27 protein-coding genes are annotated in these 26,413 nt (G+C 58.5%); 12 read left to right on the top strand and 15 right to left on the bottom strand.

Annotated features, from left to right (window positions below; all coding sequences use genetic code 11):
* The first annotated feature begins 586 nt into the window (after positions 1 to 586).
* Positions 587 to 1,099, top strand: coding sequence for an antirestriction protein ArdA (locus ACODSK_RS06590; RefSeq protein ID WP_489014746.1), 513 nt, complete (start codon positions 587 to 589; stop codon positions 1,097 to 1,099).
* A gap of 96 nt (positions 1,100 to 1,195) precedes the next feature.
* Here ACODSK_RS06590 and ACODSK_RS06585 read toward each other — a convergent pair whose 3' ends face one another.
* Genes ACODSK_RS06585 through ACODSK_RS06570 form a run of 4 tightly spaced genes read right to left on the bottom strand, consistent with a single transcriptional unit; the run spans position 1,196 to position 3,521 of the window.
* On the bottom strand, positions 1,196 to 1,642 hold the full coding sequence (locus ACODSK_RS06585) for a hypothetical protein (RefSeq protein ID WP_489014745.1): 447 nt from the start codon (positions 1,640 to 1,642) through the stop codon (positions 1,196 to 1,198).
* Positions 1,643 to 1,657: 15 nt separating this feature from the next.
* The gene (locus ACODSK_RS06580; RefSeq protein ID WP_489014744.1) at positions 1,658 to 2,221 is read right to left on the bottom strand and encodes a TerY-C metal binding domain-containing protein; all 564 of its coding nucleotides are present in this window, start codon (positions 2,219 to 2,221) and stop codon (positions 1,658 to 1,660) included.
* Positions 2,212 to 2,850, bottom strand: coding sequence for a J domain-containing protein (locus ACODSK_RS06575; RefSeq protein WP_489014742.1), 639 nt, complete (start codon positions 2,848 to 2,850; stop codon positions 2,212 to 2,214). Before ACODSK_RS06575 ends, ACODSK_RS06580 begins: the two co-directional genes overlap by 10 nt.
* Positions 2,850 to 3,521 (bottom strand): hypothetical protein, encoded by a 672-nt coding sequence (locus tag ACODSK_RS06570; RefSeq protein WP_489014740.1) that lies wholly within the window; start codon positions 3,519 to 3,521, stop codon positions 2,850 to 2,852. The genes ACODSK_RS06575 and ACODSK_RS06570 overlap by 1 nt, the downstream gene beginning before the upstream one ends.
* A 114-nt stretch (positions 3,522 to 3,635) precedes the next feature.
* On the opposite strand from ACODSK_RS06570, the gene ACODSK_RS06565 reads away from it, so the two are divergent.
* The 6 genes from ACODSK_RS06565 (at position 3,636) to ACODSK_RS06540 (ending at position 6,628) form a co-directional block, all read left to right on the top strand.
* Positions 3,636 to 4,490 (top strand): hypothetical protein, encoded by an 855-nt coding sequence (locus tag ACODSK_RS06565; protein WP_489014738.1) that lies wholly within the window; start codon positions 3,636 to 3,638, stop codon positions 4,488 to 4,490.
* 3 nt (positions 4,491 to 4,493) lie between these two features.
* Complete coding sequence (locus ACODSK_RS06560; RefSeq protein ID WP_489014736.1) at positions 4,494 to 4,928, top strand: ankyrin repeat domain-containing protein; 435 nt, start codon at positions 4,494 to 4,496, stop codon at positions 4,926 to 4,928.
* A gap of 23 nt (positions 4,929 to 4,951) precedes the next feature.
* Complete coding sequence (locus ACODSK_RS06555) at positions 4,952 to 5,311, top strand: hypothetical protein (protein WP_489014735.1); 360 nt, start codon at positions 4,952 to 4,954, stop codon at positions 5,309 to 5,311.
* Positions 5,308 to 5,625 carry a hypothetical protein gene (locus ACODSK_RS06550; RefSeq protein ID WP_489014734.1) on the top strand — a complete coding sequence of 106 codons (318 nt, stop codon included), beginning with the start codon at positions 5,308 to 5,310 and terminating at the stop codon, positions 5,623 to 5,625. Before ACODSK_RS06555 ends, ACODSK_RS06550 begins: the two co-directional genes overlap by 4 nt.
* A 58-nt stretch (positions 5,626 to 5,683) precedes the next feature.
* A complete protein-coding gene (locus tag ACODSK_RS06545; RefSeq protein ID WP_489014733.1) occupies positions 5,684 to 6,004 on the top strand; it encodes a hypothetical protein in 321 nt (106 codons plus the stop codon).
* Between the two features lie 201 nt (positions 6,005 to 6,205).
* Positions 6,206 to 6,628: an ankyrin repeat domain-containing protein gene (locus ACODSK_RS06540; protein WP_489014732.1), complete on the top strand. Its 423-nt coding sequence runs from the start codon at positions 6,206 to 6,208 to the stop codon at positions 6,626 to 6,628.
* A 35-nt stretch (positions 6,629 to 6,663) separates the two neighbouring features.
* Here ACODSK_RS06540 and ACODSK_RS06535 read toward each other — a convergent pair whose 3' ends face one another.
* Positions 6,664 to 8,196: a type IV secretory system conjugative DNA transfer family protein gene (locus tag ACODSK_RS06535; RefSeq protein ID WP_489014731.1), complete on the bottom strand. Its 1,533-nt coding sequence runs from the start codon at positions 8,194 to 8,196 to the stop codon at positions 6,664 to 6,666.
* A 344-nt stretch (positions 8,197 to 8,540) separates the two neighbouring features.
* Here ACODSK_RS06535 and ACODSK_RS06530 point away from each other — a divergent pair, with 344 nt between their 5' ends.
* The 3 genes from ACODSK_RS06530 to ACODSK_RS06520 all read left to right on the top strand — a co-directional run bounded on the left by ACODSK_RS06530 (position 8,541) and on the right by ACODSK_RS06520 (position 11,402).
* Positions 8,541 to 8,750 carry a hypothetical protein gene (locus ACODSK_RS06530; protein ID WP_489014729.1) on the top strand — a complete coding sequence of 70 codons (210 nt, stop codon included), beginning with the start codon at positions 8,541 to 8,543 and terminating at the stop codon, positions 8,748 to 8,750.
* A 715-nt stretch (positions 8,751 to 9,465) separates the two neighbouring features.
* On the top strand, positions 9,466 to 9,810 hold the full coding sequence (locus ACODSK_RS06525) for a hypothetical protein (protein ID WP_489014728.1): 345 nt from the start codon (positions 9,466 to 9,468) through the stop codon (positions 9,808 to 9,810).
* Positions 9,807 to 11,402 (top strand): relaxase/mobilization nuclease domain-containing protein, encoded by a 1,596-nt coding sequence (locus ACODSK_RS06520; protein WP_489014727.1) that lies wholly within the window; start codon positions 9,807 to 9,809, stop codon positions 11,400 to 11,402. Before ACODSK_RS06525 ends, ACODSK_RS06520 begins: the two co-directional genes overlap by 4 nt.
* 107 nt (positions 11,403 to 11,509) lie before the next feature.
* On the opposite strand, the gene ACODSK_RS06515 is transcribed toward ACODSK_RS06520, so the two are convergent.
* Both ACODSK_RS06515 and ACODSK_RS06510 read right to left on the bottom strand, forming a co-directional pair.
* Complete coding sequence (locus tag ACODSK_RS06515) at positions 11,510 to 13,258, bottom strand: UvrD-helicase domain-containing protein (protein ID WP_489014726.1); 1,749 nt, start codon at positions 13,256 to 13,258, stop codon at positions 11,510 to 11,512.
* A gap of 3 nt (positions 13,259 to 13,261) precedes the next feature.
* A complete protein-coding gene (locus tag ACODSK_RS06510; RefSeq protein WP_489014898.1) occupies positions 13,262 to 15,298 on the bottom strand; it encodes an ATP-dependent nuclease in 2,037 nt (678 codons plus the stop codon).
* Positions 15,299 to 15,685: 387 nt separating this feature from the next.
* Here ACODSK_RS06510 and ACODSK_RS06505 point away from each other — a divergent pair, with 387 nt between their 5' ends.
* Positions 15,686 to 17,275: a peptide chain release factor 3 gene (locus ACODSK_RS06505; protein WP_489014725.1), complete on the top strand. Its 1,590-nt coding sequence runs from the start codon at positions 15,686 to 15,688 to the stop codon at positions 17,273 to 17,275.
* 150 nt (positions 17,276 to 17,425) lie between these two features.
* On the opposite strand, the gene ACODSK_RS06500 is transcribed toward ACODSK_RS06505, so the two are convergent.
* The 4 genes from ACODSK_RS06500 to ACODSK_RS06485 form a co-directional block, all read right to left on the bottom strand.
* Positions 17,426 to 18,505 carry a polyamine ABC transporter substrate-binding protein gene (locus tag ACODSK_RS06500; protein WP_489014724.1) on the bottom strand — a complete coding sequence of 360 codons (1,080 nt, stop codon included), beginning with the start codon at positions 18,503 to 18,505 and terminating at the stop codon, positions 17,426 to 17,428.
* 55 nt (positions 18,506 to 18,560) lie between these two features.
* A complete protein-coding gene (locus tag ACODSK_RS06495) occupies positions 18,561 to 18,902 on the bottom strand; it encodes a cupin domain-containing protein (RefSeq protein WP_489014723.1) in 342 nt (113 codons plus the stop codon).
* 26 nt (positions 18,903 to 18,928) lie between these two features.
* Positions 18,929 to 20,335: an NAD(P)/FAD-dependent oxidoreductase gene (locus tag ACODSK_RS06490; RefSeq protein ID WP_489014722.1), complete on the bottom strand. Its 1,407-nt coding sequence runs from the start codon at positions 20,333 to 20,335 to the stop codon at positions 18,929 to 18,931.
* 64 nt (positions 20,336 to 20,399) lie between these two features.
* Complete coding sequence (locus ACODSK_RS06485; RefSeq protein WP_489014721.1) at positions 20,400 to 21,203, bottom strand: helix-turn-helix domain-containing protein; 804 nt, start codon at positions 21,201 to 21,203, stop codon at positions 20,400 to 20,402.
* 233 nt (positions 21,204 to 21,436) lie between these two features.
* Here ACODSK_RS06485 and ACODSK_RS06480 point away from each other — a divergent pair, with 233 nt between their 5' ends.
* Positions 21,437 to 22,309, top strand: coding sequence for a hypothetical protein (locus ACODSK_RS06480; RefSeq protein ID WP_489014720.1), 873 nt, complete (start codon positions 21,437 to 21,439; stop codon positions 22,307 to 22,309).
* Between the two features lie 218 nt (positions 22,310 to 22,527).
* On the opposite strand, the gene ACODSK_RS06475 is transcribed toward ACODSK_RS06480, so the two are convergent.
* Genes ACODSK_RS06475 through ACODSK_RS06460 form a run of 4 tightly spaced genes read right to left on the bottom strand, consistent with a single transcriptional unit; the run spans position 22,528 to position 26,413 of the window.
* Positions 22,528 to 23,496, bottom strand: coding sequence for a peptide ABC transporter ATP-binding protein (locus ACODSK_RS06475; RefSeq protein WP_489014719.1), 969 nt, complete (start codon positions 23,494 to 23,496; stop codon positions 22,528 to 22,530).
* Positions 23,496 to 24,464, bottom strand: coding sequence for an ABC transporter ATP-binding protein (locus ACODSK_RS06470; RefSeq protein WP_489014718.1), 969 nt, complete (start codon positions 24,462 to 24,464; stop codon positions 23,496 to 23,498). The genes ACODSK_RS06475 and ACODSK_RS06470 overlap by 1 nt, the downstream gene beginning before the upstream one ends.
* A gap of 10 nt (positions 24,465 to 24,474) precedes the next feature.
* The gene (locus tag ACODSK_RS06465) at positions 24,475 to 25,392 is read right to left on the bottom strand and encodes an ABC transporter permease subunit (protein ID WP_489014717.1); all 918 of its coding nucleotides are present in this window, start codon (positions 25,390 to 25,392) and stop codon (positions 24,475 to 24,477) included.
* Positions 25,393 to 25,402: 10 nt separating this feature from the next.
* The gene (locus tag ACODSK_RS06460; protein ID WP_489014716.1) at positions 25,403 to 26,413 is read right to left on the bottom strand and encodes an ABC transporter permease subunit; all 1,011 of its coding nucleotides are present in this window, start codon (positions 26,411 to 26,413) and stop codon (positions 25,403 to 25,405) included.

Raw genomic sequence — 26,413 nt, 5'->3', positions numbered from 1 at the left:
ACCCATCGCGGCCTCATGGCGCTTGCCCACGCACCAGGCGAGGCCACGGCTGCACCCGCTTTTCACGGGCCGCAACGAAGAGAAGGAGTCATTCCATGACTTGCAGTACCGACGTGACGAACGCCTGTGCGAAAGCCCATAGATCAGGACGCATGTGCGGTGTGATGAAAGAAGACGAGGGAAGCAGAAGAGAAGCAGCGATGACCGCATTGAAATGGTGACGAGATTTTGTAGCGAACCTGCTGCGCTTTGCACGGCAGGCCGGGCTCTATCGCGCGTGTCCGCGCGACCGGGCCAACGAAGGGCAATTGTCCCGGCCATTAAGGTGACGATCCCTTGCGCGAAAGAGGAAGAAACTCAAGGGGCATCCGCCCCTGGCGCAACGCAAGGGTAAAGCTTCGCCCCGTTAAAGGGTGTCCCCGACCTTCCGCACCCATAAAACGACATGGGTTTGTGCAGGCCGGGTGATCCCCCTCCCTTTACCGGCCCCGTTGCGTTTTGCCTCCCTGGTCTCGCCGACGGGCAGGGGTGCATGTGCGAACCACACAGCACATGCACCCATAGCCCTGATAGGAGAGCCCCAGCCATGACCACCACGCCCCGCATCTATGTTGCCGACCTTGCTGCCTATAACAGCGGTTATCTCCACGGCGTCTGGATTGACGCGAGCGCAGAGGTCGGGGATATCCAGGATCAGATCAACGCCATGCTGGCAGCCTCGCCCGTGCAGGATGCCGAGGAATACGCGATCCACGATTACGAAGGTTTCGACGGCTACCGGCTTGGCGAATATGAAGGTATTGAAGCCGCCCACGAGATCGCCTGTTTCATCGAGGAATTCCCGGCATTCGGGGGAGCGCTTCTTAGCTACTTCTCCAGCATCGAGGAGGCCCGCCGGGCAGCCGAAGAGGATTATTGCGGCAGCTTTGAATCCTTAGCCGACTACGCGCAGCAGCTGACCGAAGAAACCACACAGATTCCAGAGTCACTGGCCTATTACATCAATTACGAAGCCATGGCCCGTGACATGGAGCTGGGTGGCGACGTGTTCACCCTTGAAACCGGATACCGCGAAGTCCATGTGTTCTGGAACCGCTAAAACAACAGCCGGGCAGGGCCTACATTCAAGATCCTGCCCGGACGCCTTTTAGAAAAAAATCGCGGCCCTTTCGGGCCGCTTCGTCTTTAAAGCCGATCACCTGCCAAGGCCTTGCTCCTGCGCTGCGCGCCCGGCAGGTAAGCCGTTGAACAGTCCCCTGATCTGAGTCGGAGAGTCCTTGCGGCTCTCGCTCCGCGCATACCGCTCCGGGTGCTCCAGCCTGTCGATCTCACGCCGGTACTGCTCCCGGATCACATTCGATTCCCGCACATGCTGCGCCTCCACCATCCATTCCGCGCGCCTGTCCAGCTGCTTCCAGCTCAACGGCTTCTCGCGGGCATGATCCGGCCTGCATTCAGGCCGGTTATGCGCCAGCAATATTTGACGACGCGCGCGTTCAAGATCATCGGCATAGCGCTGCCGCTGATCCTCCCGCAGGGCTTCCAGTGCCTGGTCGCGCGCCTCCTGCAACTTCCTGATCTGCTGCGCGCGGATGACATCCGGCTCCCGCGCTGCCTGATTAAAACCATCTGTCTTGTTCATGAAGGCACCACGGGCCTATCGGGGTTTACCGGGCAGGGACAGTGTGGCTGGCCCCCTGGGCAAAAGCGTCTGCGACGAAGCCTGCTGTGCAGGCTTCTGCCGGGCAAATTCCAGGTTGATTCCACTCGCCCTGACCCGCCCGCCATCTCCGCAGACCGGGCAGGTCATACGCTCAGCCGCGTCCGCGATGCAGGAGAGGCAGCCACAATTGCCGCACAGCACTATCGCTTCGTTATCGCAGTGCGGACAGCCCTGATAGTTGCCCAGCAGCAGCGCCCGAAAATCGCTGTTCTCACGTTTACCGGCTGAGCCCGATGGCTTCGCCACCGGGCCGTTGCGACGCACGATCACATCGGTGATCTCCGCGCCTTTTTCCTGGATTTTGAGGATCAGCGCGGCGGAACATTGCGGCACTTTCGAACAATAGAGAATGCGGTCGCCATGCGCCTGCTGCGGCTTGCGCAACACAGCAGAAGCGGCAGGCTGCGGTGTAGCCACCTTGCGATTGAAGGCCGCCAGTTCCTGGCGCGCCTTCTCCAGCAGGGAGAGGCCCTTATCTTGCTTGCGGATTATTTCCATTTCTTCGCCCTCTTGATGCAGTCAACGGCATCGTTGACCTGCTGCATGAACACGTGCGTGGGGAACTCCTTGTCCGGGTGCAGTATCCTGGCAAGCTCACGCTGCCGGGTTTTGAGCATGGCCTTGTCGAGTACCTGGCCTTCCGCAAACCCCAGCACTTCCAGCGCCTGCGCATAACTGCTCTTCTCAGGGGCAGGCTGCTGCTTGCTCTGCTGCTGTTTCGGCGGCGGTTCCTTCTCGCCCAGTACGCTGCGCCTGAACTGCGCGAAACTCGCAAACTCATGCCGTCCGTACTTCCAGAACAGCTGGCGCAGCTTCATGTACTGGCGCACGGCGATAGAAAGATGGCGCAGGCTGCAGGCACAGGGCTGATACAGGCGCAGCCACGTACCCCAGACAGCAGCAAACACCAGCAGCACGCTTTCGCAGACCAGGAATTTAAGGAACCTGCCCAGCCGGGCAGCGCCCTGCATCAGCAATACCGACGCCCAGTCGATGAAGATCAGCCCCTGCCGGTACAGCGCTACAGCCAGCCACTGGAGGAAGTTGAATGCGATCCCGGCAGCTATGATCCAGAGCACCGCCTCAGAAACCATCGCCAGGTAATCGAGCCATTGGGAAGTTGTCATTACAGACCTCCAGGGGATTGATGCCAGTCGCCATCGACATGCGGGTTGTCACCCGCGCCGACATGTATTGCTTCCTGCTCCAGCAGCCGGTCGCAGTACTGCAACCGCGCCAGCACAGCTGTCGCGGGCTTCCTGCCGTACACGGTGAGCAGGTCTACCCGGTGCCCGGCATACTCCAGCAGCACATGGAAGGAGTCGCCGTAATAGATGGGCTGCTGCAGCACTTCGCCGCGTGCGGCAGCCTCGCGGGTATCAAACTCGTTGCTGCGCCGTTCAAGTTCAGCCCGGTCATGTGGCAGCAAGTAGAAGCGATGCGTGAGGCGGCGGTCATAGGTCTTCCAGCCCAGAACTTGCCGCACCCGGATTGAATTCAGGGTTATCTCAATCCGCGTGGTGACCCGAAAGGCCTGCCGGGCCACGAAGTGCAGCACCCAGCTGGCAGCAGCCGCACCGCCGATGGCCACCGCCAGTACGGATAAATCGGGATGCCGCCAGTCAGGCAGGGTCAGCATGCTGGCCGCGAACAGCCCAAGCCCGCACAGGCTGCTGATCGCATCCGCAAGCTTTGCCCGTAACGGCGTGAGCTCATGCGGCATCACCCGGAACATCAGCCGACCATCTTCACCGGTCAGCGCAAATGTGGTGGGTCGCCCTTCCAGAGGGCTTTTCATCGGAGAGTTCATGGCAGCGGCCTCAACGAATCGCGTTAGGCACTACGCTAAATCATCAAGACACACCGCTTGCCTCGCGTTTTCCACGCGCCCGCCATGCAGGGGGGAAGAAATATGGATGTTGATGAGCTCGTCTTCAGCGATTGGCAGATCGAGAAGATCCGCTCGGCCTTGCGCCGGTACCGCACGATCAGCAAGCACATGGGACGATTACCGTCCTGGCGTCAGGTACGTGACGACATTGTGTTCTCCGATTCCAACGTCGACAAATACGCAGCAGACGACGCCGAACTTGTCTTCAAAGAAGAGTCCCTGCGCCGCTTCGGCGAGGCAGTCAACGACACTATGGGTATCGAGCGCCTGCGGGATGCGACGCGCTTTCTTCTCGATGAAGAATTACTTACGCCTGAAACCTTTCAGGAAGATCGACAGGATCTTGCTGCTTTCCTCGCCATGCACGAGTACTTTGCCAACGATTACGAAGATGCACAGAGTGTGGTTTCTGCGTTTAGCGGAATATTTACCTATAAAGCCCCTTACATCCGCGGCGTACCTGGGGCGCATACCATTACTTTGCACTTAATACCGGATGCCTCCGGAAAATATGTACACGTAGAAGAAGTCATAGAGTCGGTACACGCTGTCAGCAGCAAAGTGAATATGCCAGATACTCGTCGATGCGCCAAAGAAAGTGATTTTACCAGTAAGAGTCGTAGAAAAGGCTTTGGATTCCCTATCACCCGTCTTAATGTCCTTCATATATTCCTGGAAGGCGTGACGCCCAGCGACCGGATGACCTACATCCAGGCTGGAGAGCTTCACAAAAATTATAACGCAGATGGGTTTTTTCTGATGCGCAATGGCGAGGAAACGGGCCGGGATCAATGGGAGCATGATAGCTATTATGAAGAGCCGGTAATACTTCCCAATGTTTTCCGTTTCGTTCCTGAACAAATGCAGGAGAAATAAATAATGGCTAAGAATGAAGCAGGAAGGAGGGCTCAGATTCGGCAGTCACAGGAAAATATAGAGGAAAACGCCGAACAGTTGGATAGGTCGCAAGAGGTTGAAGAGCAGGAGTTTATCCTCAGTGTGAAAGAGGGAAAATTATGGAGGACTGAATCTGCTATTTATTTCGGCATCAATGTGAACATCCAGGACAAGTTCGGAATGACAGCGCTTCACTATGCGGCAGCCAGAGGGTTTCGTGCCGGTATCCGGATGCTCGTAAATAGTGGGAAATGCAATTACCTCATTAAGGACAACAAAGGGCGTCTTGCTTCCGAGCTCGCGTATGAATGGGGAAGGGACTATGCCGTGGGATTGCTTCTGCAGAAGAAAGAAGCAAGACAGGCGTACGCACAAAGCATTTCGCATTCACCGGACGTGCCAGATGACAGCGAGTAGGCCCCATTTATTTGGAGGTGAGTATGCTGGCCTGCCAAATAGTTAATCCAGATACCGTCACCTTTTATCAGTTCGCTGTTGCAGCTTTACTGGCAATGGAGTCTCTTCTGCTGACTGTTTTTGGAAGCATATTTGGAGTGTATGCAGTTTATAAGACGCTAGAGCAAGATGGTAATGAGTCGTACATATTGCGGGCTCTGGTCATGACATGCCGATACCTTTCCGTTTTGATTTCCTTTTCAGCTCTGCTTGCTATTTATATTTTGGTTCAAGTTGTATGTCAGCCTTCCTCGCAAGTGTCTTCGTTTATAAGTGTTACGCTCTGTATTCTGATTGTTGCAATTCTGATCCCTACAATCTGGCTTGCGGCGAAAATGCAATGATGAATAATCAGATAGATAAATTGCGACGCATGGGATTTATCCGGCATCTTGAAAGCAATGAAGATGTCTACATTGATAAAATCCGTTCGCACTTAAATACGGCAAAATATGCGACAAATGGGGTTGTTACCGATGTTACATTGTTGATTACGAAAAATGGGTTTAGGGACGAGCTTTTGAAATGGCCGGAGTGGCAAAAAATAGCGCAAAAGGCGCTACTATGGCACCCAAACCCAAAACCTATTTTATTGGCAGACTTTTTGTGTGATTATATTTTTAGTAATCATGCGTTATTAAAAAAGATCACAAACTGAATTTTTGGACTAAACTTATCTTGCTGTATAGTGTCACAGTGCTTGAGGAGGGAATAACATGAAAGATACAGAAATTGATCTCGCAGATGCCTATAAGAGGGCAGATGAATATGCGCACAGGATCATGAATGTTATTCGTGAGCAGCATGAGCAAGATAGAGTCAACGATCCCGCTATTCGTGAGTTTGAAGACGCTGATTACTCTGAGGGTGTCGAGCAGTTCAGGGAGATGGCTTTGCATCATCTAAAAATAAGCCCTAAATTCGAAATAAGCGCAGGCGGACTGACAGCTGATGAATTTGTAGACAGGCTACTGGAACATGGCGGTCTTCCAGACATGGCTACAATTGATTTAAATCGTACGCACGCGCCGAAATAGCGCCCGCGCTCATACCCAAAAACCAGGTGAGCATCGTTGAATCGCCTCCCGTTCATTGGATAATCTGGCGCCTGTGGGCAAGGCTGAGAGAAATAATTGAGTATTAGGCATCGCAAATATAACAGCTCTCTTTTTTCTTGCATTTTTTCCATAATTCTGCGCATAACCTGACTAGCCTCATCGGCAGAAAGGTTGGCAGTCATGGTTCAAAGGAAAAGCGATTTATCTGAACTCACAACGGACGAGCAGGAATATATCTTAAGGCTCAATGACGGCGACGACCGTACCCAAGTTTATAGCCAGCGTTTAATTAGCACCGTGAAAGCTGGCGATGCGCCAGCGGCAAAGCTTTTGCTGGATAACGGAGCGGATATTAACTTTCAGGATGAGTACAAAATGACTGCCCTGCATTACGCAGCGGCACATGGTGCGCGTCCTTGTATACGCCTCCTGACCAGCTTCAATGAGTGCAGCTACCTGTTGAAGGATTTCAAAGATCGCTACGCCTCTGAGATTGCCTTTGATTGGGGAAAAGATTATGCGGTCGGTTTACTGCTTTCAAAAAAGCAGGTGCGTCAGGCATATGTGCAGGGCGTTCCGGCATGGGATAAACCCAAACTGTAGTTTCTGAGAGCTTCTTGTTACGGCGTACTGGCACCTTAAAGATAAGGTGCCAGTACGCCGTCTTTCTGGTGCCAGATCACCCGCTGTAACATCATCGGATGACGTCCGGCCCACAGTATCAGCTGGCGTTGCAGCGGATCGTGGCGCGCGAAATGACGCCTGATTTCATCAGGGGTCAGCAGGTCGTGAAGCTCAATCGCTTCCGAACGCCCGGATAAGCCCTTGCTCTGCTGATCCTGCGCTACTTCCCCCATGCGGGCGACTTCCACCTGTGTTTTACCCAGCAGCTTCGAGACGTACTCGGTCGTCGCCAGATCGTTGTTGCCGAAGAACTGCATGATGCCCGCGTTCCCGGCGAAGGTTTCCCAGCGCTCCCCATAGAGCGCCTTGCCCTGGCTCCAGTCCTGCAGGATCACCCAGAGTTTTACGCCGAAGGAGGCAATCAGGCCGGAAGCGGTCTCCAGCTGCTTCATGTAACCCAGCACCGGAAACTCATCGAGGCAGGCCAGCACCGGGGCAGGCGGCACTGTCTTTTCCCGCTCCATGGCATCGAGCAGCTGGTTCACGAATATCCGCATCCAGCGCCGGGCAATCTCAATCCGTGTCGCCGGGAAGCACAGATAAATGCTCACACCACCAGGCTTGTTCTTCAGTTCCGCCAGGTCGAAGTTGTGATCCTTCAGCACCTGGCGGAAGGCCGAGTAATCCAGGAACTTCGTGTGCCGGTTGACCGTGGAGTGAACACCGGAAAGTTCAGTTCCTCTCTTGCCGTAAAAATCCAGCGCTGCCGCCATCAGCGCACTACCGATGTCGTCGGTATCCGGGCTGTCCTGCAGCCGAAAGGCGTTATCCTGCATTTCTTCAAACAGGGGGTAGGTCGCCGGTGCATCCTCGCTGTCTGCTTCTCCTCCCGGCCCGGCCCACAGCGCAAGTTTAATCAGCTCCCGCACCTTGATGAGGTGACGCTCGCCAGCAAGCTGCGCCTTTGTCGCCACGTGAATAATCACGCCCTCGATAAAGTTCTTGGCGGATTCGTCCCAGTGCGGGTCTTTCTGGTCTGCTGACTGCACGACAATTGATTCTGCAATCAGCGCCGCATCTTCCAGAAAGGTCGGACTGCTAAGGTCGAGAACACTCATCGGGTTGAACGATGCCCTGTAGGGGAGCGTCTCTTTGCTGGAGACCCCGAAGGGGTCGACAACGTAGATTTTTTGCCCGAGAGCTGCCCGTCTGCTGGCCGTGATACTGGCAAGCTCCCCCTTGGGGTCGGTCGCCAGGATGCTGCCGGGATAGAAGAAGAGGTTGCTGATAAGGCCGACCGATTTACCGGAACGTGATCCCGCCACGGTCAGAATGTGGCGGTCGTCCTCAATCCCGATCAGCTGCTCGCCCAGGGCACCGATCAGCACTTTCTTCCCCGGCTGGCGCGGGTCATACGAGAGTATGCGGCTCGCGGCTATGTCTTCGAGCTTCATCCAACGCGCCTGCGGTACTTTCTGCTCCCGCAAAGGGCGGGTGGAGTCGCCGCGCGGAACATCCCGCATGAACTCCTTGAAGAACTCACTCATGGCATGGGCCTCGCCACAGATGTCCTAAAGAGCATGGCATACGACTGTATGCAGGCTTCCCCTCGGAAGCCTCGTGAGGGCTTCTTCAGGACGGATGGTGCGTGTTCAACGGCTCCTCGTTTTTGACGGCTGTCCTTATCCCAGCTCATAAGCCTTTATCCCTTAGCCATCAATCGCCGATGCCTTGTCAGCATGTCAATGGGCGGCCCGCGCCAGCCTGCACCTGATCGGGCGTTGCCCTGGTGCAGACCCCGTGTTGCCCATGACATGTCGGCGTCCGCTGGCTGTCAGGGGGCTTGTCGCTGGAATAAACCAGCCTCAAAGCAAAACCGAGGAGCATTATCATGAACACCAAATCCACCGCATCCGAATCCCGTAAACCCGGCTTCGTGGCCAAGACCCGCAAAGGCACAGGCGAGCAGGCGGTCTATGAACGCATCGGTGTCGCCTGGAAAAATGCCGATGGCTCGTTCTACATCAAGCTTGCGGGTACGCAGATCGTCTCCGACTTCATGCTCTATGAGATCGAAAGCACCGAAGCACCTGCTGAATAAAAAGCTGCTTCATCACCGCACAGACGGGCCACAAAAGGCCCGTCTTTCTTTTTCTAGTCCGCTTCAATCCGTATCAATCCACATAAGCCTGTTTCGATCCGGCACACGAAAGCCCGTGCAGGTACATCGCTGTCTGCCGTGATCTGCCACGATCTCTTTTGATCCGGGGGACTTATTTGTACCCATACGTACATAGCCGTGCTATGGAGCACCAGCGCGTACATCTCTCGAACAGGAGAGACCGCTTCAGCGGCGCGCTCTTTTAGAAATTATTCATACCCCCAGCCATACACTGGTCTCATGGGCCAGCTAGCGAACGAAGTGAGCACAAGGTGTGCGTGGTAGTACCACGCCCACCTTGCGTGGGGACTTCCAGTCCCCCGCGATCCCCCCTGGGAATCCCTAGGTTTCAAAGTTCTTTTGGAACTTTGTCACCAAGGGATTAAGGCGCAACGTGTCGTCGTTGCATCGCGATCAGAGGAGACTTCGGCTCTCCTCTGAACTCCATCGAGCAAAGGGCACTTCGTAGCCCCTTGCGACCCTCGATTAAGGACTTGTCTCGTCCTTAAAACCACGACCGGGTGTTCGGCCCGGTGCCGACCAAAAGGAGATGTCAGCTCTCCCTTTGGAATCCCATCGACCAACCAGCGCAGAGGCTGACCTGCGCGAGGAAGCCAAGAGGAGGCAGCGTTTATCGAACGGATATGTTGATGGCATGACCAGACGAACGAAAAAACGCCCTGCGCCGATCTCCTACCGCCCGCCCGAGCGGCTGCGTGAGGAGTTTCATTTGCGCGTGACGCACTCTGGTCAGTCGATCAACGCCTTCATCACCGAAGCCGTGTTCGGGCAGGCCATGCCCCGCGCCAGGCCCATCTCATCCCTGGAGCGTAAGCTCGCTGCCATGCTGCTCTCGCAGGCTGCCCAGATCAACGACCGTCTGCAGGAGGCCTGCGGTGAACCCGACGCCGCTCACCTGGAGCAGCTGCTGCAGGAATGCCGCGATGAGCTCACGGAAATCCGCAGCTATCTCATGCTCGCGCTGGGGAGGGACACATGATCCCTTTTGCTTCGCAGCGCGGCAGCGGTCAGGATCTTGCCACCCACCTGCTGAATGCCTATGACAACGAGCTGGCGGAAGTGGCACATCTGCGTGGTGCCATTGCCCACGACCTGCACGGTGCCTTCAAGGAATGGCAGGTGCAGGCCCAAACCCTGACCCGTTGTGAAAAGTATCTCTACAGCCTCTCGATCAACCCCGATCCCGCGCAGGGGCCGCTCACCCGCGACCAGTACATGGATTACATCCGCCGCGCTGAAGACACGCTGGGACTGGGAGATCAGCCGCGCGCTATCGTCTTCCATATCAAGGATGGCCGTGAGCACTGCCACGTCGTCTGGTCACGGATCGACGCTGACCATGAGAAGGCCGTCCACCTGGCCTTCGATCGTGACAAGCTGATGCGGGTGACCAGGGGTTTTGCCCGCGATCACGGGCTGAGCCTGCCTGCCGGTTATGAGAAATCCCGCAATGTGGGGCAGCTCTCGCTCTATGAGCGGGCGCAGTTACAGCGCACAGGACTCTCCCTGGATGATCACAAACGGCAGGTCACCGAGGCCTGGCAGCAGAGTGATAATGCCCGCACGTTTGTCCATGCTTTGAGCGAACGCGGCTACATGCTTGCCACGGGCAACCGGCCCTATGTGCTGGTCGATCTCTACGGCAACGTGAACGCGCTGCCCCGGCTGATCGACGACAAGTCCATCCGCACCAAGGACATCCGGGCCTTTCTGGAGAAGGAGTTCCCACCTGATGCGCTGCCATCGGTGGAGGAGGCGCAGAAACTTGTGGCCGATCACCGCAAAGAGATCGAGCGTTCAGTGCGGGAGGAGGAGTACGCCGACAAGCTTGCCGAGCTCAAGCACGCTCAAGCAGAGCGGCGGCACGTGTTGGAGCAGCAGCGCGAGGCCTTGAAGTACCGGCAACATGCCCTGCGCCTGGCGCAGCAGGCCAAGCACCGGGCCGAGCGGGACAGGTTGCGCGCTGGCCATCTCGCGCTGATGAAACAGGTGCGCCAGGAACGCTATGAGCACCGCCCCACCGGACTGGCAGAATTCCTGGGGCGGGTCAGCGGCGTGAATTTTCTGCGCCACAAGCTCCAGCACTATCAGGACACCAAACGCCTGCGTATCTATCTCGATGAGCACACCCAACTGAAAATCCGGCAATCCCAGGAGGCTGCCACGCTGGCGCTCCGGCTCAGGCTTCAGGGAGCGCATATCGAGCGTCAGTACCGGTCGCTCGAAAAGGTGGATAAACGCGAAATCTCCGCTTTCATGCGCGACCAGCAATGCGCACAGCGCATCAGGGCGCGCGGGAAAGACGGTGCCATGCCGTCACTGGTACAGATAATCCCAGGGCGCAGGCGCGCACCGGGCAGGGGCACAGTGCCCGATGTCATGGCTGCCTTTGAGCAGGCTCGGCACGCACCGCGCAGTCCGTTCCCGGATGTTATGGCGGCGTTTGAGCGCGCCACGGCTGTATTCCGCAAGGAGAGAAAGGAGCAGCGTGAAGGCGAGGGGCCGGAGAAAGCCCGACCGCTGACGCCATCACGTCACCGCAAGGGTCATGAGCCTGACCGGGAGCGGTGACTACTTCCGTATACCATTTGACCGAATGTTCTGTATCCAGTCGAATGGCATTCCACTATCGGAATGTAATTGCCAATATCTATTCCTGAAAGAGAAACTCCCGCCAGTCATTCAAGATTGAGAGCGATGATATTCTGTGCCCCAAAGAGTTTTTCAAGGGAGTTAATTGCATCATCCGACAGTGTCTGAGTCAAAAGCACGGCAAGCCGTTTTTTTGGGCGCGATATCCCAACGTAAAAGAGATTTCTGGCGCGGTGGAAGCCCGTCCTCTGCTTTTCGGGGATTTTGTTAGCGCTCATCAAATCGAGCATCCGAGGCCAGTTGTAGTGATTCCATCCTCCGCCCAAGACAACTAGGACATTTTCAAACTCTGCACCCTTTACGCTGTGCTGTGTTGCAAAAGGCGTGAAGCCCTCTATGAATTTTGCCAGTTTTACTATCTCTGCGTAAGGAACGTCCCTGAGGCGACGATGACGTTGAATTGACTTAGGCTCTTCCTCGCCGCTCTCGGGATCAAACGCAGCCAACGCTTCCTCTCGCCGCGCTACAGGATCCGATAACCTCGGTCGCTGCGTTTTCTTTAAGTGATCTAGCAGTTCACCGACAGTACCATTTTTGCGAAAGCCCTCAAGTGCCTCCATATCTTTACGCCAATCCTGCTTATCGGCATGGCTCTTGATGGCCTGCGGCCTTCCCAAGACACGAAACATCTCGCCGTAACGCTTTTCTTGGTATGCCTGGCACATGGGTTCTACCAAGCTCACCAGGAAGTCGATGGTCTTATCCTCTTTTTTTGCAAAGGCATCATTCCGTCCTCCTTTGAAAATTTCGACGACGGTTGGATAACCTTGCTCCTCTGCCAAGGCGTTGTGCGTCAGCATAAGAACCTTGGTGACCTTTGGATTGAAATCCCATCCCGTCTCGACGAGGCGCTTCCGCAGTACGGCAAGGTACTCACGTGCAACTGGAGGCAGGACGTCGTCTTTTGAGTTTCTATCGTTAGTGCGCTCTCCGACATAGCCATTTGTGTGGAAGACTTGAGCTTCGCCAATGGCATCAGGGTTTTTAACTGCCTGTATCAACTCAGGGCGCAACTTGTTTAAGACATTGACGATTGCGGGTGTTGACCGGAAATTGGAACCCTTGTCGATTCCCTCGACGTTAGGAAATTCAGCCAGATCAAAGTCGTCACGATATATAGTCTGCCAATGGTCTCCGAATAGTCCTATAAGAGGGCCTTCGTTACCCGAAAAGAAATGTTTGGATATCGCTCCCATGAAAGAGGCGTCAGTATCCTGATACTCATCGATGAAAAGAACCGGGTAGGCGCTCGTCAATAGTTGCCTGAACTTAGGTAGCTCCATAAGCTTTGCCATCATCTCGGGCACGTCATCGTGGAACAGCGTAACCTTATCTTCTTCAATTCCGAAGAAGCCCAAGTCATACTCGACGGCTCTATTGCCCAGTCCACCTGCCGCTTCCACCTTCTCTTTGTAGCGCTCGAAGTCAGGTATTAGAGTCCTGAGTTGACTCTGAAAACGGGACATGAAGCCCCAACAAAAGGAGTGGATAGTCTCTACCAAGATAGCAGGGTGTTGATCGATTTCATTCAGAATTTCATCGCGCGCTACTTTTGTGAAAGTGATGCAGGCAACCATCTGCTTTTTCTGGATGTATTCCACCCCACGCTCCGCAATGAGTCTCTTCAGTGCTTCAACGAGAGAGTATGTTTTCCCCGCACCTGCGCCAGCCTCCAACCTGAAGTTCTTGCCCGCATTAAGGCATCCATTCACTTTCTCTTGTGCTAGAGCTGCAGCCGACTCAGCGGGATTGAGGTTAATCTGTTCTTCGGTCATGACTTAGACCTCTTCTACCAGGGGGAGCGGTAGCGGCGGCGGTTCTGATAGCCACACAAGCCCTTCTTTAATGTATAGGGGCACACTCCATTCAGGTACGTCTATCGCAAAGCGCAGAGCCGTTTCAATTTTTGGCATATTTTTGGCGAGCTCCCACGATTGGTCGCCCCAATGAGCATCCTGAGCAAGTTCGAAGTGCGCAGGGTTCGCTAAGATCAGGGCGTCTTCGTAACTTCTAGCGCAAAACTCCAAGCCAGGCTCGTGGATTTGGTAAGCGATGCGACGATATCCTTTTACTTTTTCAGCAGAAGTCTTCTGCTGAAGCGTTTCTAGGGATAATTGTTCGCCCTCTGGAGTATCAAACCAGTCCTTGATGGTCGCGTTACCCGTCCGGACACCTTGCGAATAAGGGCATTTCACCCATCGCGCAGGTTTGTTGTCTTCTGCCTCTCGTAGCCTGACTACATCAAGATCGGTAATCATGAGCGTTTTTAGCTCAAGGAAATCTAGGAGCGGGGCAAACAGCTTTCCATGCGCGCCATCAATCTCAACGATTGTGAGGTATTGCTTTACAAGCTTAGATTCCTCTGCCAACTCGTGATCCACAAGTTGACAAATCTTTGGCATAAGCAAGCGTTCTGTAGCGCCTTCCACCAGGATCGCCTTGTCGGCGAAATACAAATCGCATTTTGTCAACGTCATGTACTGATGAAGAAAATTCCTGTCCGGAGTAGGAATGGTGTCAAGCCCTTTTCTGAAATCCTTGACACGAGTGTGGCGAGTGATGCCATCCATTGCAGGTTTGGTGAGAAAGTATCTGACGGCTTCAAATGTCGCCGCATTTGCTACATGTGAAGAATGAGTGGTCACAACAAACTGCACCGGCCACTCAGAACCCTTGGGATAGTCTTTCGAAAAGGTGGCGACTGCATCTGTCAACTGTTTAATAAATACTTCTTGCATTTGCGGATGCAAATGCGCTTCTGGTTCTTCGATGAATATGAGGTGAATTCCAGGGAGTGTTGGTTGCGCTCTGAAGCCTTTGTGAAAGGTAAGGAGTTGAAGAAGGATGTAGATCAGGTTTCTCGTGCCGAGCCCGTTGTAGCCCTCAGGTAGATGTACGCCATGAGCGCCTGTGTAAAAAACTTTTGTATGTTCTGACAGCAAGCTCGCTACATTAAGGTCTGTCTCTGTTCTCAGGTGGGGATCGTTCAGTCCCGGATATCCGAATTTGTCAAATGTTGGAAGCAAAGCCGCGAGCTTTTCATTGAAATCGCCGTGGATTTTCTTCTCGACGATTTCAACGGCCAACTTTAGTGAGGCGGCAATTTCCTGATCCTTAGGAGCAGCGGTGGAAGTTGAAGCCGTCTCAAAGAGCGTTTCAAGAAGCTTCCCAAGAACATGCGGCTCCCCCTTTTTTTGTTGGTCGAGCGAACGCTGTGCACTGATAATTCCGTACCCAAAGAGTGCATTGACGGTTTTAATCTCAAGGACACGTTCGTTCGTGGCGTCCGTCGGGTCGATTGCCACGACGTGCAAAGCGTATGCTTTTGTCACAAAGTCGCGAAGGCTTCTGAAAACTCTGGTCGCCTCATCCTCTTCACCCTCGGAAACCGGAATGTCGAGTAGCTCGGTAAGACCTGGAAGACCTGCTCTGTAATCCAGCCGGAGCATGACTGTCTTGCAATTAGGGTCTAAGTCGATGATGAAGGGTGAGAGTGGGCCCAAATCAGGTGCCCCAGGATCATAGCTGAGTGTTATCGTCGCTGAGATCACAGGCAGAACGCCAAGAATTTTTTGGACATCGGCTCCTTCTTGGCGGAGTTTTTTGGCAGCGATAAATTTCGGACGAGTACTTGCGGAAAAATCCTCTAACTTAAACTTACTGGGGCCGTCCCCAATTAGCCGGTCAAAGAACTCGGTGAGTGAAGTCTTTCCGCTGTTGTTGCGACCGACGATGACAGTGGTCACCTTTTCGAATGAAACTTCAACGTCTTCCAGCAGACGAAAATTAGTAATCCTTACCTTCTCAATCCGCATCACTACCCCCGGTCTTTTATGGTGATCACCTTCATAGGCTTGTTTCTGAAGGCTGTCTACTCTGACGATACCTTATCTGCGGCGCATTTATCTTTCCCTGGTTTCGCTGTCTGTGGGGCCCAAATCTAGGCTGATTTTGCTGGCCCTTCGCCGTCCCATCACTGGATGAAGATTCCGTTGAGTAGGGAGTGGAAGCATAGACAGAGCATTTTTGTGGGATTGTTGATGTGATGATTCTGCGCGCGCTGGCGGATAAGCTCATCGTGCCGGGAATTCCAGGCCGCCATTTGTTACAATGCGCGATTTCCTGCGCTGGCCTGTAGCAAGCGGCCAAGGGCACCTTTTCAGCTGTGTACATAACAGCGTACACAATCGAGATCCAGAACGATGTCCGACAGCAAAATTGTCAACGAAGTCAACAGCCGACGCACGTTTGCCATCATTTCCCACCCCGACGCCGGTAAGACCACCATCACCGAGAAGCTCCTGCTGATGGGCAAGGCGATCGCCGTCGCCGGTACGGTGAAGTCGCGCAAGTCCGACCGCCATGCCACCTCCGACTGGATGGAAATGGAGAAGCAGCGGGGTATCTCGATCACCACCTCGGTGATGCAGTTCCCCTACCGCGAGCACATGATCAACCTGCTCGACACCCCGGGCCACGAAGACTTCTCCGAAGACACCTACCGCACCCTGACCGCCGTCGACTCGGCGCTGATGGTGCTCGACGGCGGTAAAGGCGTCGAGCCGCGGACCATCGCCCTGATGGACGTCTGCCGCCTGCGCGATACGCCGATCGTCAGCTTCATCAACAAACTCGACCGCGATATCCGCGACCCGATCGAGCTGCTCGACGAGATCGAGGCGGTGCTGAAGATCAAGGCGGCGCCGATCACCTGGCCGATCGGTTGCTACAAGGACTTCAAGGGCGTCTACCACCTGGCCGGCGACTACATCATCGTCTACACCCCGGGCCACGGCCACGAGCGGACCGAGGTGAAGATCATCGAGAAGCTCGACTCCGACGAAGCCCGCGCGCACCTGGGTGACGAGTACGAGCGCTTCCTCGAACAGCTGGAACTGGTACAGGGCGCCTGCCACGAGTTCGACCAGGACGAGTTCATCAACGGCCAGCTGACCCCGGTGTTCTTCGGTACTGCACTGGGCAACTTCGGTGTCGACCATGTACTCGATGCCGTGGTCGACTGGGCACCGCGTCCTCTGGCGCGGGTCGCCCACGAGCGTACCGTCGAGCCGGTGGAAGAGAAGTTCAGTGGCTTCGTGTTCAAGATCCAGGCGAACATGGACCCGAAACACCGTGACCGCATCGCCTTCATGCGCATCTGCTCGGGCAAGTACGAGAAGGGCATGAAGATGCGCCACGTGCGCACCGGCAAGGACCTGCGCATCGGCGACGCACTGACCTTTTTCTCCTCCGAGCGCGAGCAACTGGAAGAGGCCTATGCCGGCGACATCATCGGCCTGCACAACCACGGCACCATCCAGATCGGCGACACCTTCACCGAAGGCGAAGCGCTGGGCTTCACCGGTATCCCGCACTTCGCCCCCGAGCTGTTCCGCCGCGTGCGCCTGAAGGACCCGCTGAAGTCCAAGCAGCTGCGTCAGGGCCTGCAACAGTTGGCCGAAGAGGGTGCGACCCAGGTGTTCTTCCCCGAGCGCAGCAACGACATCATCCTCGGCGCCGTCGGTGTGCTGCAGTTCGATGTGGTCGCCAGCCGGCTGAAGGAGGAATACAAGGTCGAGTGCGCCTACGAGCCGATCACCGTGTGGTCGGCGCGCTGGATCACCTGCGATGACAAGAAAAAGCTGGAAGACTTCAAGAACAAGGCCATGGAAAACCTGGCGGTGGATGGCGGTGGTCACCTGACCTACCTGGCGCCGACCCGGGTCAACCTGTCGCTGATGGAAGAGCGCTGGCCGGATGTGAAGTTCCGCGCGACCCGCGAGCATCATTGATCTTGTGGGATGGCTGCCGGCCTTATCGCCGGCAACGCCGGCTCCCACAGGTATCGTGCACACCGCAGGACCTTGTGGGAGCTGGCCGGGCGGCGATCCGATTGCCAGCGATGAGGCCATCAGCTCTCCCACAAGGCTTGAATCCAGTCCTTAGTTCCCGGCTTTTATGCTGGTCCAGATCCTCGTCCTGATCCGGTCGATCTTCGCCGGCATCGCCTCAAGCGCATACAGCTTGCCCATCACCTCATCCCCCGGATAGATCATCGGATTCGCCTTGAGCTGCGGGGCGACGATGGCGTCCGCCTTGAGGTTGCCGTTGGCGTACTGCACGAAGTTGCTGATATTGGCCATCACCTCCGGTTGCAGCAGGTAGTTCATGTAGGCGTAGCCGGCCTTTTCGTCCGGTGCGTCGGCCGGCATGGCGACCATGTCGAACCACATTGGCGCCCCTTCCTTCGGAATCGAATAGCCCACCTTGACCCCGTTCTTCGCTTCCTCGGCACGGTTCTTCGCCTGCAGCACGTCACCGGAGAAGCCCACCACCACGCACACATCGCCATTGGCCAGGTCGCCGGTGTACTTGGACGAGTGGAAGTAGCTGATGTACGGTCGCACCTTCATCAGCAGTTCCTTGGCCTTGTCATAGTCCGCCGGGTTCTGGCTGTGGTGCGGCAGCCCCAGGTAGTGCAGGGCGATCGGCAGCAGTTCCGGGCCGTTGTCGAGCACGGCGACGCCGCAGCTTTTCAGCTTGCCGATGTATTCGGGCTTGAAGATCAGGTCCCAGGAGTCCACCGGTGCGTTGTCGCCGAGCACCGCCTTGACCTTGTCGATGTTGTAGCCGATGCCGGTGCTGCCCCACAGGTACGGGAAGCCATGCTGGTTGCCCGGATCGTTCACCTCCAGCGCCTTGAGCAGCACCGGGTTGAGGTTCTTCCAGTTGGGCAACTGGCTTTTATCCAGCTTCTTCAGGGCGCCGCCCTGGATCTGCCGGGCCATGAAGTGGTTGGAAGGAAACACCACGTCGTAGCCGGAGTTGCCGGTCATCAGCTTGCCGTCGAGGGTTTCGTTGCTGTCGAACACGTCGTAGGTGGGCACGATGCCGCTGGCCTGCTGGAAGTTCTTCAGCGTGTCCGGGGCGATATAGCTGGACCAGTTGTAGATCTTCACCGAGTCGGCGGCGTTGGCCACGCAGGCGGCCAGCATCAGGGGTGCAACGAGTAGCTTGCGCATGTCCGGGTTACCTTTCTTTATCTGTTTTTATCGAAGGCAGCAGGCGATCAGCGGATCAGAAAATAAGTACGTAGGTCTTGCGCACGGTCTCCTGGATATCCCAGATGCCGGTGCTGTTGGCCGGTAGCATCAGTGCGTCTCCGGCTTCTATGACAAGGGGCTCGCCACCATCGGGGGTGAAGGTGCAGCGGCCCTTGATGAAGTGGCAGAACTCCTGTTGCACGATCTGCCGGCGCCAGCGACCCGGAGTGCATTCCCAGATGCCGGTTTCCACGCCATCGCTACGCTCGACGCAGGTGACCGAGGTCACCGCGACGGGCTCGCCGAGGGGCACGGCGACCGGATTGGAGATATCCAGGGCGACGCTGTCGGTGTGTTTGAACTGGGTAATGCTCATGACCACGGGTTCCTCTGTTTGCAAAATCAGTTCATGAAACTCTGCATCAGGTCCGCCAGGCCGCTGGCCATGCGCCGGCGCCACGGCGGACTGGCCGGGCTGGCGAGGGTGCGGTCCTCGAAGACGAAGCTCTGGATGATGGCGTTGTAGCCCAGCCAGCGGCACGGCTCCGGCGGCCAGCTGGCGAGGCTGGACAGCGCGCGGTTGTCGTGGACCCAGGGCTGGGCGGTCAGGGCGTTGTGCTGGCCGAGGATCAGCGCGGCCAGGGTGCGTCCGCCGAGGTTGGTGGCGCCGACCCCTTCGCCGCCGTAGCCGCCGGACAGGGCGATACCGCGCTGGCGGTCGCAGAGCATGTGTGGGCGGAAGCGCCGCGCCATGCCCAGGTTGCCGCCCCAGGAATGGGTGATACGCACGTTCTTCAGTTGCGGGAACAGCTCGCTGAACAGGTAGCGGCGCAGTTCGACTTCAGCGTCGGTGAGACTGAAGTCCTCGCGCAGACGACCGCCGAAGCGATAGCCGCCGCGGGCGCCGAACATCAGGCGGTTGTCGCGGGTGCGCTGGCCGTAGGTGACCTGGCGGCTGTTCTCGCTGAAGGCCTGGCCTTCCTTCAGACCGATTTCGTCCCATACCGAGTCCGCCAGCGGCTCGGTGGCTACCAGCAGGCTCTGCACTGGCAATTGATGCTTGCCCAGCGGCGGCAGGCTGGCGGCGTAGCCTTCCACGGCGGGCACCACCCAGTGGCTGCGGATGGTCGCCTGCGGCGTACGCACCAGGCCGGGATTCCAGTCGATGGCCGGGGTGTTTTCGTAGATCGGCACGCCAAGCCGTTCCACCGCCCGGGCCAGGCCGCGAGCCAGCTTGGCCGGCTGGATGGTTGCGGTGTGCGGGCTGAAGATCGCGCCGTAGGCATTGCTCACCCGCAACTGGCCTTCCAGTTCTTCGGGACGCAGCCAGCGGTAGTCGTCGGCGGTCATGCCCTGGCGGTACAGGTCGTCGAGCCAGCTGCGCAGGCTTTTTTCCTGCTCGGGGTAGCGCGCCGCGCAGTACAGCACGCCGCCCTTGCGGTAGTCGCAGTCGATGCTTTCCCGGTCCAGCACGCGGCGGACTTCGTCGGGGATGTCGTGGAGCAGGTCGATGCTGTCCCGGCGTTGCTGTGGCGAGAGGGTGGTGAGCAGACGGTCGTCGCCGAGCACGTTGCCCATCAGCCAGCCACCGTTGCGCCCGGATGCGCCGAAGCCGGCGAACTTCGCCTCGATGATGGCGATGTTCAGGTGCGGCGCCTGCTGCTTGAGGTAGTAAGCGGTCCACAGCCCGGTGTAGCCGGCGCCGATGATGCACACATCGACCTCCAGGTCCTGGCCCAACGCCGGGCGCGGCTCGATCGATTCGTCGAGCTGGTCCATCCACAGGCTGATCGTGCGCCAGGCTTGCATGCAGGTACTGCTCCCATCCGTTAAGGTCTGGAGCCGATCCTAGTAGTGCTTGGGGCGGGCTGTCTTACGTGCGTGCACGCAGGGAAATCTGCTTCACATAGGCCTTGGGCGACAGGCCGGTGTGTTCGCGGAAGCATTTGTAGAAGGCGGAAAGGGAGTTGAAACCGGCATTGAACGCCAGCTCATCGATGGGCGTGCTGGCGGTGGCGCTGTCCAGGCCGCCGAGCAGGTGTTGCAGGCGGGCCTGGTTGACGTAGCGGTAGAAGCTCTGGCCGAGCACCTGGTTGAGCAGGTAGGAAATCTGGTTGCGGCTGTAGCCGCTTTCCCGGGCCACCCGTTGCAGGTCCAGCTCCGGATCGAGGTACGGACGCTGGCGCTGGAAGTAATGCTCCAGGTCCTGGGCCATGGTGCTCAGTTGCCGTGGTGACAGGCCTAGGCGGCTGGTGGCCGGGCGCGGGCCGGAGGGCGTGCTGCCCTTGGTGTTCTGGCGGATCAGTGTGGCGTATTCGTTGACCCGCCAGATCAGCCCGTCCTTGACCGTCAGCGCTTCGCTGGACTGGAACGCCACCAGCCCTTCGCCGCCCTGCACCGTGACCTGGTACTGGATGAAGGCGGTGCAGCCATCGACGCGGATGCGGTCGCCGTGGACGATGTCCTCGCCGTCCTCGTGGGGCAGGCAGACGCGTACGTAGTCGCGCAGCTCGTCATGGCCGAGGACGCGGTTCTGGAAGAAATCGTGGTACTCGACATCCGGGTGATACAGCGCCATCACCCCGTCGAGATCGCGGCGCATCCAGCAATGGTGGTAGCGCAGCACGGTGTCGGCGGTGATCGGGGTCTGGCTTGGGCCGTCGGGGAGGGAAGTCATTGCCCGATAGTGCTTGAGGGCCTCATCGCTGGCAAGCCAGCTCCCACAAGGTTCGCGGTGTATTGCAGAAAGCCATCTGTCGGAATGGTTTTCCGGCATTTTGCACGGTCCTCAGACGGCAACGTCCAGCCAAACCCCCGAATTCATTGGTTGTCATCATTTGAAACATTTGGCACGCCCACTGCACCAGCCCTCTTGTGAAAGGACCATTCGCTCACCGGAGAGGCATACAGATGATCACCAACGACGTTTCAACCGCCCTGGAAATCCCGAATCGTTCGGGTGTGTCCTGGGCGGCGATTTTTGCCGGGGCCGCGTCCGCCGCGGCGTTGTCATTGATCCTGGTGGTGCTCGGCGCGGGCCTGGGCTTCGCCGCGACATCGCCCTGGGCGGGCGAGGGTGCCAGCGCCAAGGCGCTCGGGGTTTCCACCATCATCTGGCTGTTGCTGACCCAGATCATCGCTTCCGGTTTCGGCGGTTATATCGCCGGTCGGCTGCGGGTGAAGTGGGCCAACCTGCACGGTGACGAGGTGTATTTCCGCGATACCGCCCATGGTTTCCTGGCCTGGGCCGTTTCCACCCTGTTCGCCGCCCTGCTGGTGGTCGGTAGCGTCGGCGGTATCGCCGGAGCAGGTGCCCAGGCGGGTGCGGCAGTAGCAGCCAACAGCGATGCGTCGATGGGCTACTTCGTCGACAACCTCTTCCGTGGCGAAGGCCCGGCACCGGTCACCGAGGACGCCGCCAACGGCGTGGCCGCGCGCATCCTGGCACGGGCCGTGGCACAGGACCGGGCGCTGACGCCGGAAGATCATGCCTACCTGTCGCAACTGGTGGCGCAGCGTACCCGCTTGAGCCAGGCCGAGGCCGAGGCACGGGTCGATCAGGTGTTCGGTCAGGTACAGCAAGCCAAGGTAGAGGCCAAACAAGCAGCTGACACAGCGGCCAAGGTGGCGGCGTGGACAGCGTTGTGGACCTTCGTGGCGCTGTTGTGCGGTGCGTTCTTCGCCAGTTTCGCCGCGCTGTTCGGCGGCCGTCAGCGTGACGAAGTGCGTTGGCTGGAAACTGAAAATGTCGGCTATGTGGCCCGTACCGCGCCGATTCGTTGAATTTTGAGGAGAGAGATCATGCGTTCATTACTGCTGTGGTTCCTGGGTGTGCCGATTCCCGTGATCATCCTGATCGCCATCTTCATGCACTGAACACGGTTCCTGTGGGAGCTGGCGTTGCCAGCGATGAGGCCAGATCAGGCAAAGAAGTCGCCAGGTCTGGCCTCATCGCTGGCAACCCCAGCTCCCACAGGATTGTGTTGAATCAGCAGTTCATTTCAGAGGAATTGCTCGGCGTAATGGCAAGCCACCTGGCGGCTTTCCACCTTACGAAACGCCGGCACTTCCTTGGCACAACGCTCCGTCGCATGCGGGCAACGCTTGTGGAACGCACATCCATCCGGCGGATTCAGCGGGTTGGGCAGTTCCCCGGCAATCCTGATCTTCGGCTTCGCCGGGTCAGGATGGATGGTCGGAGTCGCTGACAGCAGCGCCTGGGTGTAGGGGTGCAGCGGCTTCTCGTAGATCGCCTCCTTCGGCCCCATCTCCGCCGGGCGGCCGAGGTACATCACCAGCACTTCATCCGCCACATGCCGCACCACCGCCAGGTTGTGCGAGATGAACACGTAGGCGGTGTTGAACTCCTTCTGCAGGTCCATGAACAGGTTGAGCACCTGGGCCTGGATCGACACGTCCAGCGCCGAGGTCGGTTCGTCCGCCACCAGCACCTTGGGTTGCAGCATCATCGCCCGGGCCAGGGCGATACGCTGGCGCTGGCCGCCGGAGAACATGTGCGGATAGCGCTGGTAGTGCTCGGGACGCAGGCCGACCTGCATCATCATCGCCTGGACCTTCTCGCGCCGCTGCGCCTTGGATAGCGAGGTGTTGATCAGCAGTGGCTCGGCCAGCTGGTCGCCGATCTTCTGCCGCGGGTTGAGCGAGGCGTAGGGGCTCTGGAAGACCATCTGCACATCGCGACGCAGCTGCTTGCGCTCGCTCTTGCTGGCGCCGTTCACTTCCTGTCCGGCGATCTGCAACGAGCCGGAGGACGGCTCTTCGATCAGGGTCAGGGCGCGCGCCAGGGTGGATTTGCCGCAGCCGGATTCGCCGACCACGGCCAGGGTCTTGCCGGCCTCCAGTTCGAACGACACGCCATTGAGCGCGCGCACCGTGGCGTGGCCCTTGAACAGGCCGCGGGAGACTTCGTAGTGACGGGTGAGGTCACGGGCGGTGAGGACGACGCTCATCAGGCCACCTCCTGGTTCAGCGGATAGAAGCAGCGGGCCAGGCTATGGGCCTGGGGATCGAGGGTGGGACGCTGCTGGCGGCAGTTTTCATGGACGTAGGGGCAGCGCGGCGAAAGCAGGCAGCCACTGGGCCGGTCATAGCGGCCGGGGACGATGCCGGGCAGGGTGGCCAGGCGCTCGGCGCCCAGGCTGTGCTCGGGAATGGCCTTGAGCAGCGCCTCGCTGTAGGGATGGGCGGGGATGTCGAACAGCTGCGGAACCTGGCCGACTTCCACCGCCTGGCCGGCGTACATCACGCAGACCCGCCTGGCGGTTTCCGCTACCACGGCGAGGTCGTGGGTGATCAGGATCAGGGCCATGTCCTGTTCTTTCTGCAGGTTCAGCAGCAGTTCCATGATCTGTGCCTGGATGGTCACGTCGAGGGCGGTGGTGGGTTCGTCGGCGATCAGCAGCTTGGGTTCGCCGGCAATCGCCATGGCGATCGCCACGCGCTGGCTCATGCCGCCGGAGAGCTGGTGCGGGTAGGCATCGAGGCGGCTTTCCGGGGCCGGGATCTCGACCTTCTTCAGCAGTTCCAGCGCCCGTTGGCGCGCTGCCTTGCCGCGCAGGCCGAGGTGCTGGCGCAGCACTTCCTCGATCTGGAAGCCCACGGTGTAGCTGGGGTTGAGGGCGGTCATCGGGTCCTGGAAGACCATCGCCATGTCCTTGCCGACCACCTTGCGCCGCTGCCGGCCGCTGATCTTGAGCATGTCGTTGCCGTCGAAGGCCAGGGTGTCGGCGCTGATGCGGCCGGGTGCGTCGATCAGGCCCATCAGCGCCATCATGGTCACCGACTTGCCGGAGCCGGACTCGCCGACGATGGCCAGGACTTCGCCCTTGTCGACGTCGAGGTCGAGGCCGTCCACCACCGGTACGGCCGTGGCGTCGCCGAAGCGCACGTTGAGGTTGCGGATTTTCAGAAGTGACATGGGCTTCTCCTCAGGCGGCATTCTTGAGTTTCGGGTCCAGCGCGTCGCGCAGTCCGTCGCCCATCAGGTTGATTGCCAGCACGCTGAGCAAGATGGTCAGGCCGGGCAGGCTGACCACCCACCAGGCGCGTTCGATGTAGTCGCGGGCCGAGGCCAGCATGGTGCCCCACTCCGGGGTCGGCGGTTGCACGCCGAGGCCGAGGAAGCCCAGCGCAGCGGCATCGAGGATCGCCGAGGAGAAGCTCAGGGTGGCCTGGACGATCAGCGGTGCCATGCAATTGGGCAGGACGGTGATGAACATCAGGCGCGGCAGGCTGGCGCCGGCCAGGCGCGCGGCGGTGACGTAGTCGCGGTTCAGCTCGCCCATCACCGCGGCACGGGTCAGGCGCACATAGGACGGCAACGAGACGATGGCGATGGCGATCACCGTATTGACCAGGCCTGGGCCGAGAATGGCGACGATGGCCACGGCCAGCAGCAGCGAGGGCAGGGCCAGCATCACGTCCATCAGGCGCATGATCGAGGCACCCAGGGCACTGGGGAAGAAGCCGGCGAGCAGGCCGAGGACGATGCCCGGGATCAGCGAGATGACCACCGACGACAGGCCGATCAGCAACGACAGGCGCGAGCCCTGGATCAGCCGCGAGAGCAGGTCGCGGCCGAGTTCGTCGGTGCCGAGGATGAACTGCCAGTTGCCGCCTTCAAGCCACACCGGAGGGGTCAGCAGGAAGTCGCGGTACTGCTCGCTGGGGTTGTGCGGGGCGACCCAGGGCGCGAACAGCGCGCAGAACACGATCAGGCACATGAACAGCAGGCCGGCCACCGCGCCCTTGTTGCGCGAGAAGGCGTGCCAGAACTCTTTGAAGGGGGACGGGTAGAGCAGGCTCTGGTCGATCGCCGGAGCCGGGTTTGGAGCGGGGGTATTCATGACGATGGCCTCAGCGCTGGTGACGGATGCGTGGATTGGCCAGGCCGTAGAGGATGTCCACGACGAAGTTGACCAGGATGACCAGGCAGGCGATCAGCAGGATGCCGTTCTGGACCACGGGGTAGTCACGGGCACCGATGGCTTCGATCAGCCATTTGCCGATGCCCGGCCAGGAGAAGATGGTTTCGGTGAGCACCGCGCCGGCGAGCAGGGTGCCGACCTGCAGGCCGAACACCGTCAGCACCGGGATCAGCGCGTTGCGCAGGCCGTGGACGAAGACCACCCGGGCCGGCGACAAGCCCTTGGCTCGGGCCGTGCGGATGTAGTCTTCGCGCAGCACTTCGAGCATCGACGAACGGGTCATCCGCGCGATCACTGCCAGGGGGATGGTGCCGAGGACGATGGCCGGCAGGATCAGGTGCATGACCGCGTCCTTGAACGCGCCCTGTTCGTCGCTGAGCAAGGTGTCGATGAGCATGAAGCCGGTCTTCGGCTCGATGTCGTAGAGCAGGTCGATGCGTCCGGATACCGGGGTCCAGCCCAGGCCGACGGAGAAGAACATGATGAGAATCAGGCCCCACCAGAAGATCGGCATCGAGTAGCCGGTGAGGGACAGGCCCATCACCCCGTGGTCGAACAGCGAGCCGCGCTTGAGCGCGGCGATGACCCCGGCCAGCACGCCGACGATGCCGGCGAACAGCAGGGCGGCCAGGGCCAGTTCGAGGGTGGCGGGAAACAGCGCGAGAAACTCGTTCCACACGCTCTCGCGGGTGCGCAGCGATTCGCCCAGGTCGCCCTGGGACAGCTTGCCGATGTAGTCCAGGTACTGCTCGGGCAAGGGCTTGTTCAGGCCCAGCCGTTCCATGGCCTGTGCGTGCATTTCAGGGTCGACCCTGCGCTCGCCCATCATCACTTCCACCGGGTCCCCCGGTATGAGCCGTATGAGGGCGAAGGTCAGCAAGGTAATGCCGAAAAAGGTCGGGATCAGCAATCCCAGACGCCGGGCAATGAAACTCAACAT

The sequence above is a fragment of the Pseudomonas sp. FG98 genome (assembly GCF_057808595.1).
Note: the sequence above shows the minus strand (reverse complement) of the source record. Positions and strands in the feature narration are given on the sequence as shown.

Coding starts and splice junctions, on each gene's coding strand:
- ACODSK_RS06545 (WP_489014733.1), top strand. CDS start 5,684: ATGAAAGATACAGAAATTGATCTCGCAGATGCCTATAAGAGGGCAGAT.
- ACODSK_RS06490 (WP_489014722.1), bottom strand. CDS start 20,335: ATGCAAGCCTGGCGCACGATCAGCCTGTGGATGGACCAGCTCGACGAA.
- ACODSK_RS06475 (WP_489014719.1), bottom strand. CDS start 23,496: ATGAGCGTCGTCCTCACCGCCCGTGACCTCACCCGTCACTACGAAGTC.
- ACODSK_RS06460 (WP_489014716.1), bottom strand. CDS start 26,413: ATGTTGAGTTTCATTGCCCGGCGTCTGGGATTGCTGATCCCGACCTTT.
- ACODSK_RS06495 (WP_489014723.1), bottom strand. CDS start 18,902: ATGAGCATTACCCAGTTCAAACACACCGACAGCGTCGCCCTGGATATC.
- ACODSK_RS06570 (WP_489014740.1), bottom strand. CDS start 3,521: ATGAAAAGCCCTCTGGAAGGGCGACCCACCACATTTGCGCTGACCGGT.
- ACODSK_RS06560 (WP_489014736.1), top strand. CDS start 4,494: ATGGCTAAGAATGAAGCAGGAAGGAGGGCTCAGATTCGGCAGTCACAG.
- ACODSK_RS06585 (WP_489014745.1), bottom strand. CDS start 1,642: ATGAACAAGACAGATGGTTTTAATCAGGCAGCGCGGGAGCCGGATGTC.
- ACODSK_RS06555 (WP_489014735.1), top strand. CDS start 4,952: ATGCTGGCCTGCCAAATAGTTAATCCAGATACCGTCACCTTTTATCAG.
- ACODSK_RS06480 (WP_489014720.1), top strand. CDS start 21,437: ATGATCACCAACGACGTTTCAACCGCCCTGGAAATCCCGAATCGTTCG.
- ACODSK_RS06520 (WP_489014727.1), top strand. CDS start 9,807: ATGATCCCTTTTGCTTCGCAGCGCGGCAGCGGTCAGGATCTTGCCACC.
- ACODSK_RS06575 (WP_489014742.1), bottom strand. CDS start 2,850: ATGACAACTTCCCAATGGCTCGATTACCTGGCGATGGTTTCTGAGGCG.
- ACODSK_RS06550 (WP_489014734.1), top strand. CDS start 5,308: ATGATGAATAATCAGATAGATAAATTGCGACGCATGGGATTTATCCGG.
- ACODSK_RS06515 (WP_489014726.1), bottom strand. CDS start 13,258: ATGACCGAAGAACAGATTAACCTCAATCCCGCTGAGTCGGCTGCAGCT.
- ACODSK_RS06470 (WP_489014718.1), bottom strand. CDS start 24,464: ATGTCACTTCTGAAAATCCGCAACCTCAACGTGCGCTTCGGCGACGCC.
- ACODSK_RS06485 (WP_489014721.1), bottom strand. CDS start 21,203: ATGACTTCCCTCCCCGACGGCCCAAGCCAGACCCCGATCACCGCCGAC.
- ACODSK_RS06590 (WP_489014746.1), top strand. CDS start 587: ATGACCACCACGCCCCGCATCTATGTTGCCGACCTTGCTGCCTATAAC.
- ACODSK_RS06525 (WP_489014728.1), top strand. CDS start 9,466: ATGACCAGACGAACGAAAAAACGCCCTGCGCCGATCTCCTACCGCCCG.
- ACODSK_RS06535 (WP_489014731.1), bottom strand. CDS start 8,196: ATGAGTGAGTTCTTCAAGGAGTTCATGCGGGATGTTCCGCGCGGCGAC.
- ACODSK_RS06540 (WP_489014732.1), top strand. CDS start 6,206: ATGGTTCAAAGGAAAAGCGATTTATCTGAACTCACAACGGACGAGCAG.
- ACODSK_RS06505 (WP_489014725.1), top strand. CDS start 15,686: ATGTCCGACAGCAAAATTGTCAACGAAGTCAACAGCCGACGCACGTTT.
- ACODSK_RS06580 (WP_489014744.1), bottom strand. CDS start 2,221: ATGGAAATAATCCGCAAGCAAGATAAGGGCCTCTCCCTGCTGGAGAAG.
- ACODSK_RS06510 (WP_489014898.1), bottom strand. CDS start 15,298: ATGCGGATTGAGAAGGTAAGGATTACTAATTTTCGTCTGCTGGAAGAC.
- ACODSK_RS06465 (WP_489014717.1), bottom strand. CDS start 25,392: ATGAATACCCCCGCTCCAAACCCGGCTCCGGCGATCGACCAGAGCCTG.
- ACODSK_RS06565 (WP_489014738.1), top strand. CDS start 3,636: ATGGATGTTGATGAGCTCGTCTTCAGCGATTGGCAGATCGAGAAGATC.
- ACODSK_RS06500 (WP_489014724.1), bottom strand. CDS start 18,505: ATGCGCAAGCTACTCGTTGCACCCCTGATGCTGGCCGCCTGCGTGGCC.
- ACODSK_RS06530 (WP_489014729.1), top strand. CDS start 8,541: ATGAACACCAAATCCACCGCATCCGAATCCCGTAAACCCGGCTTCGTG.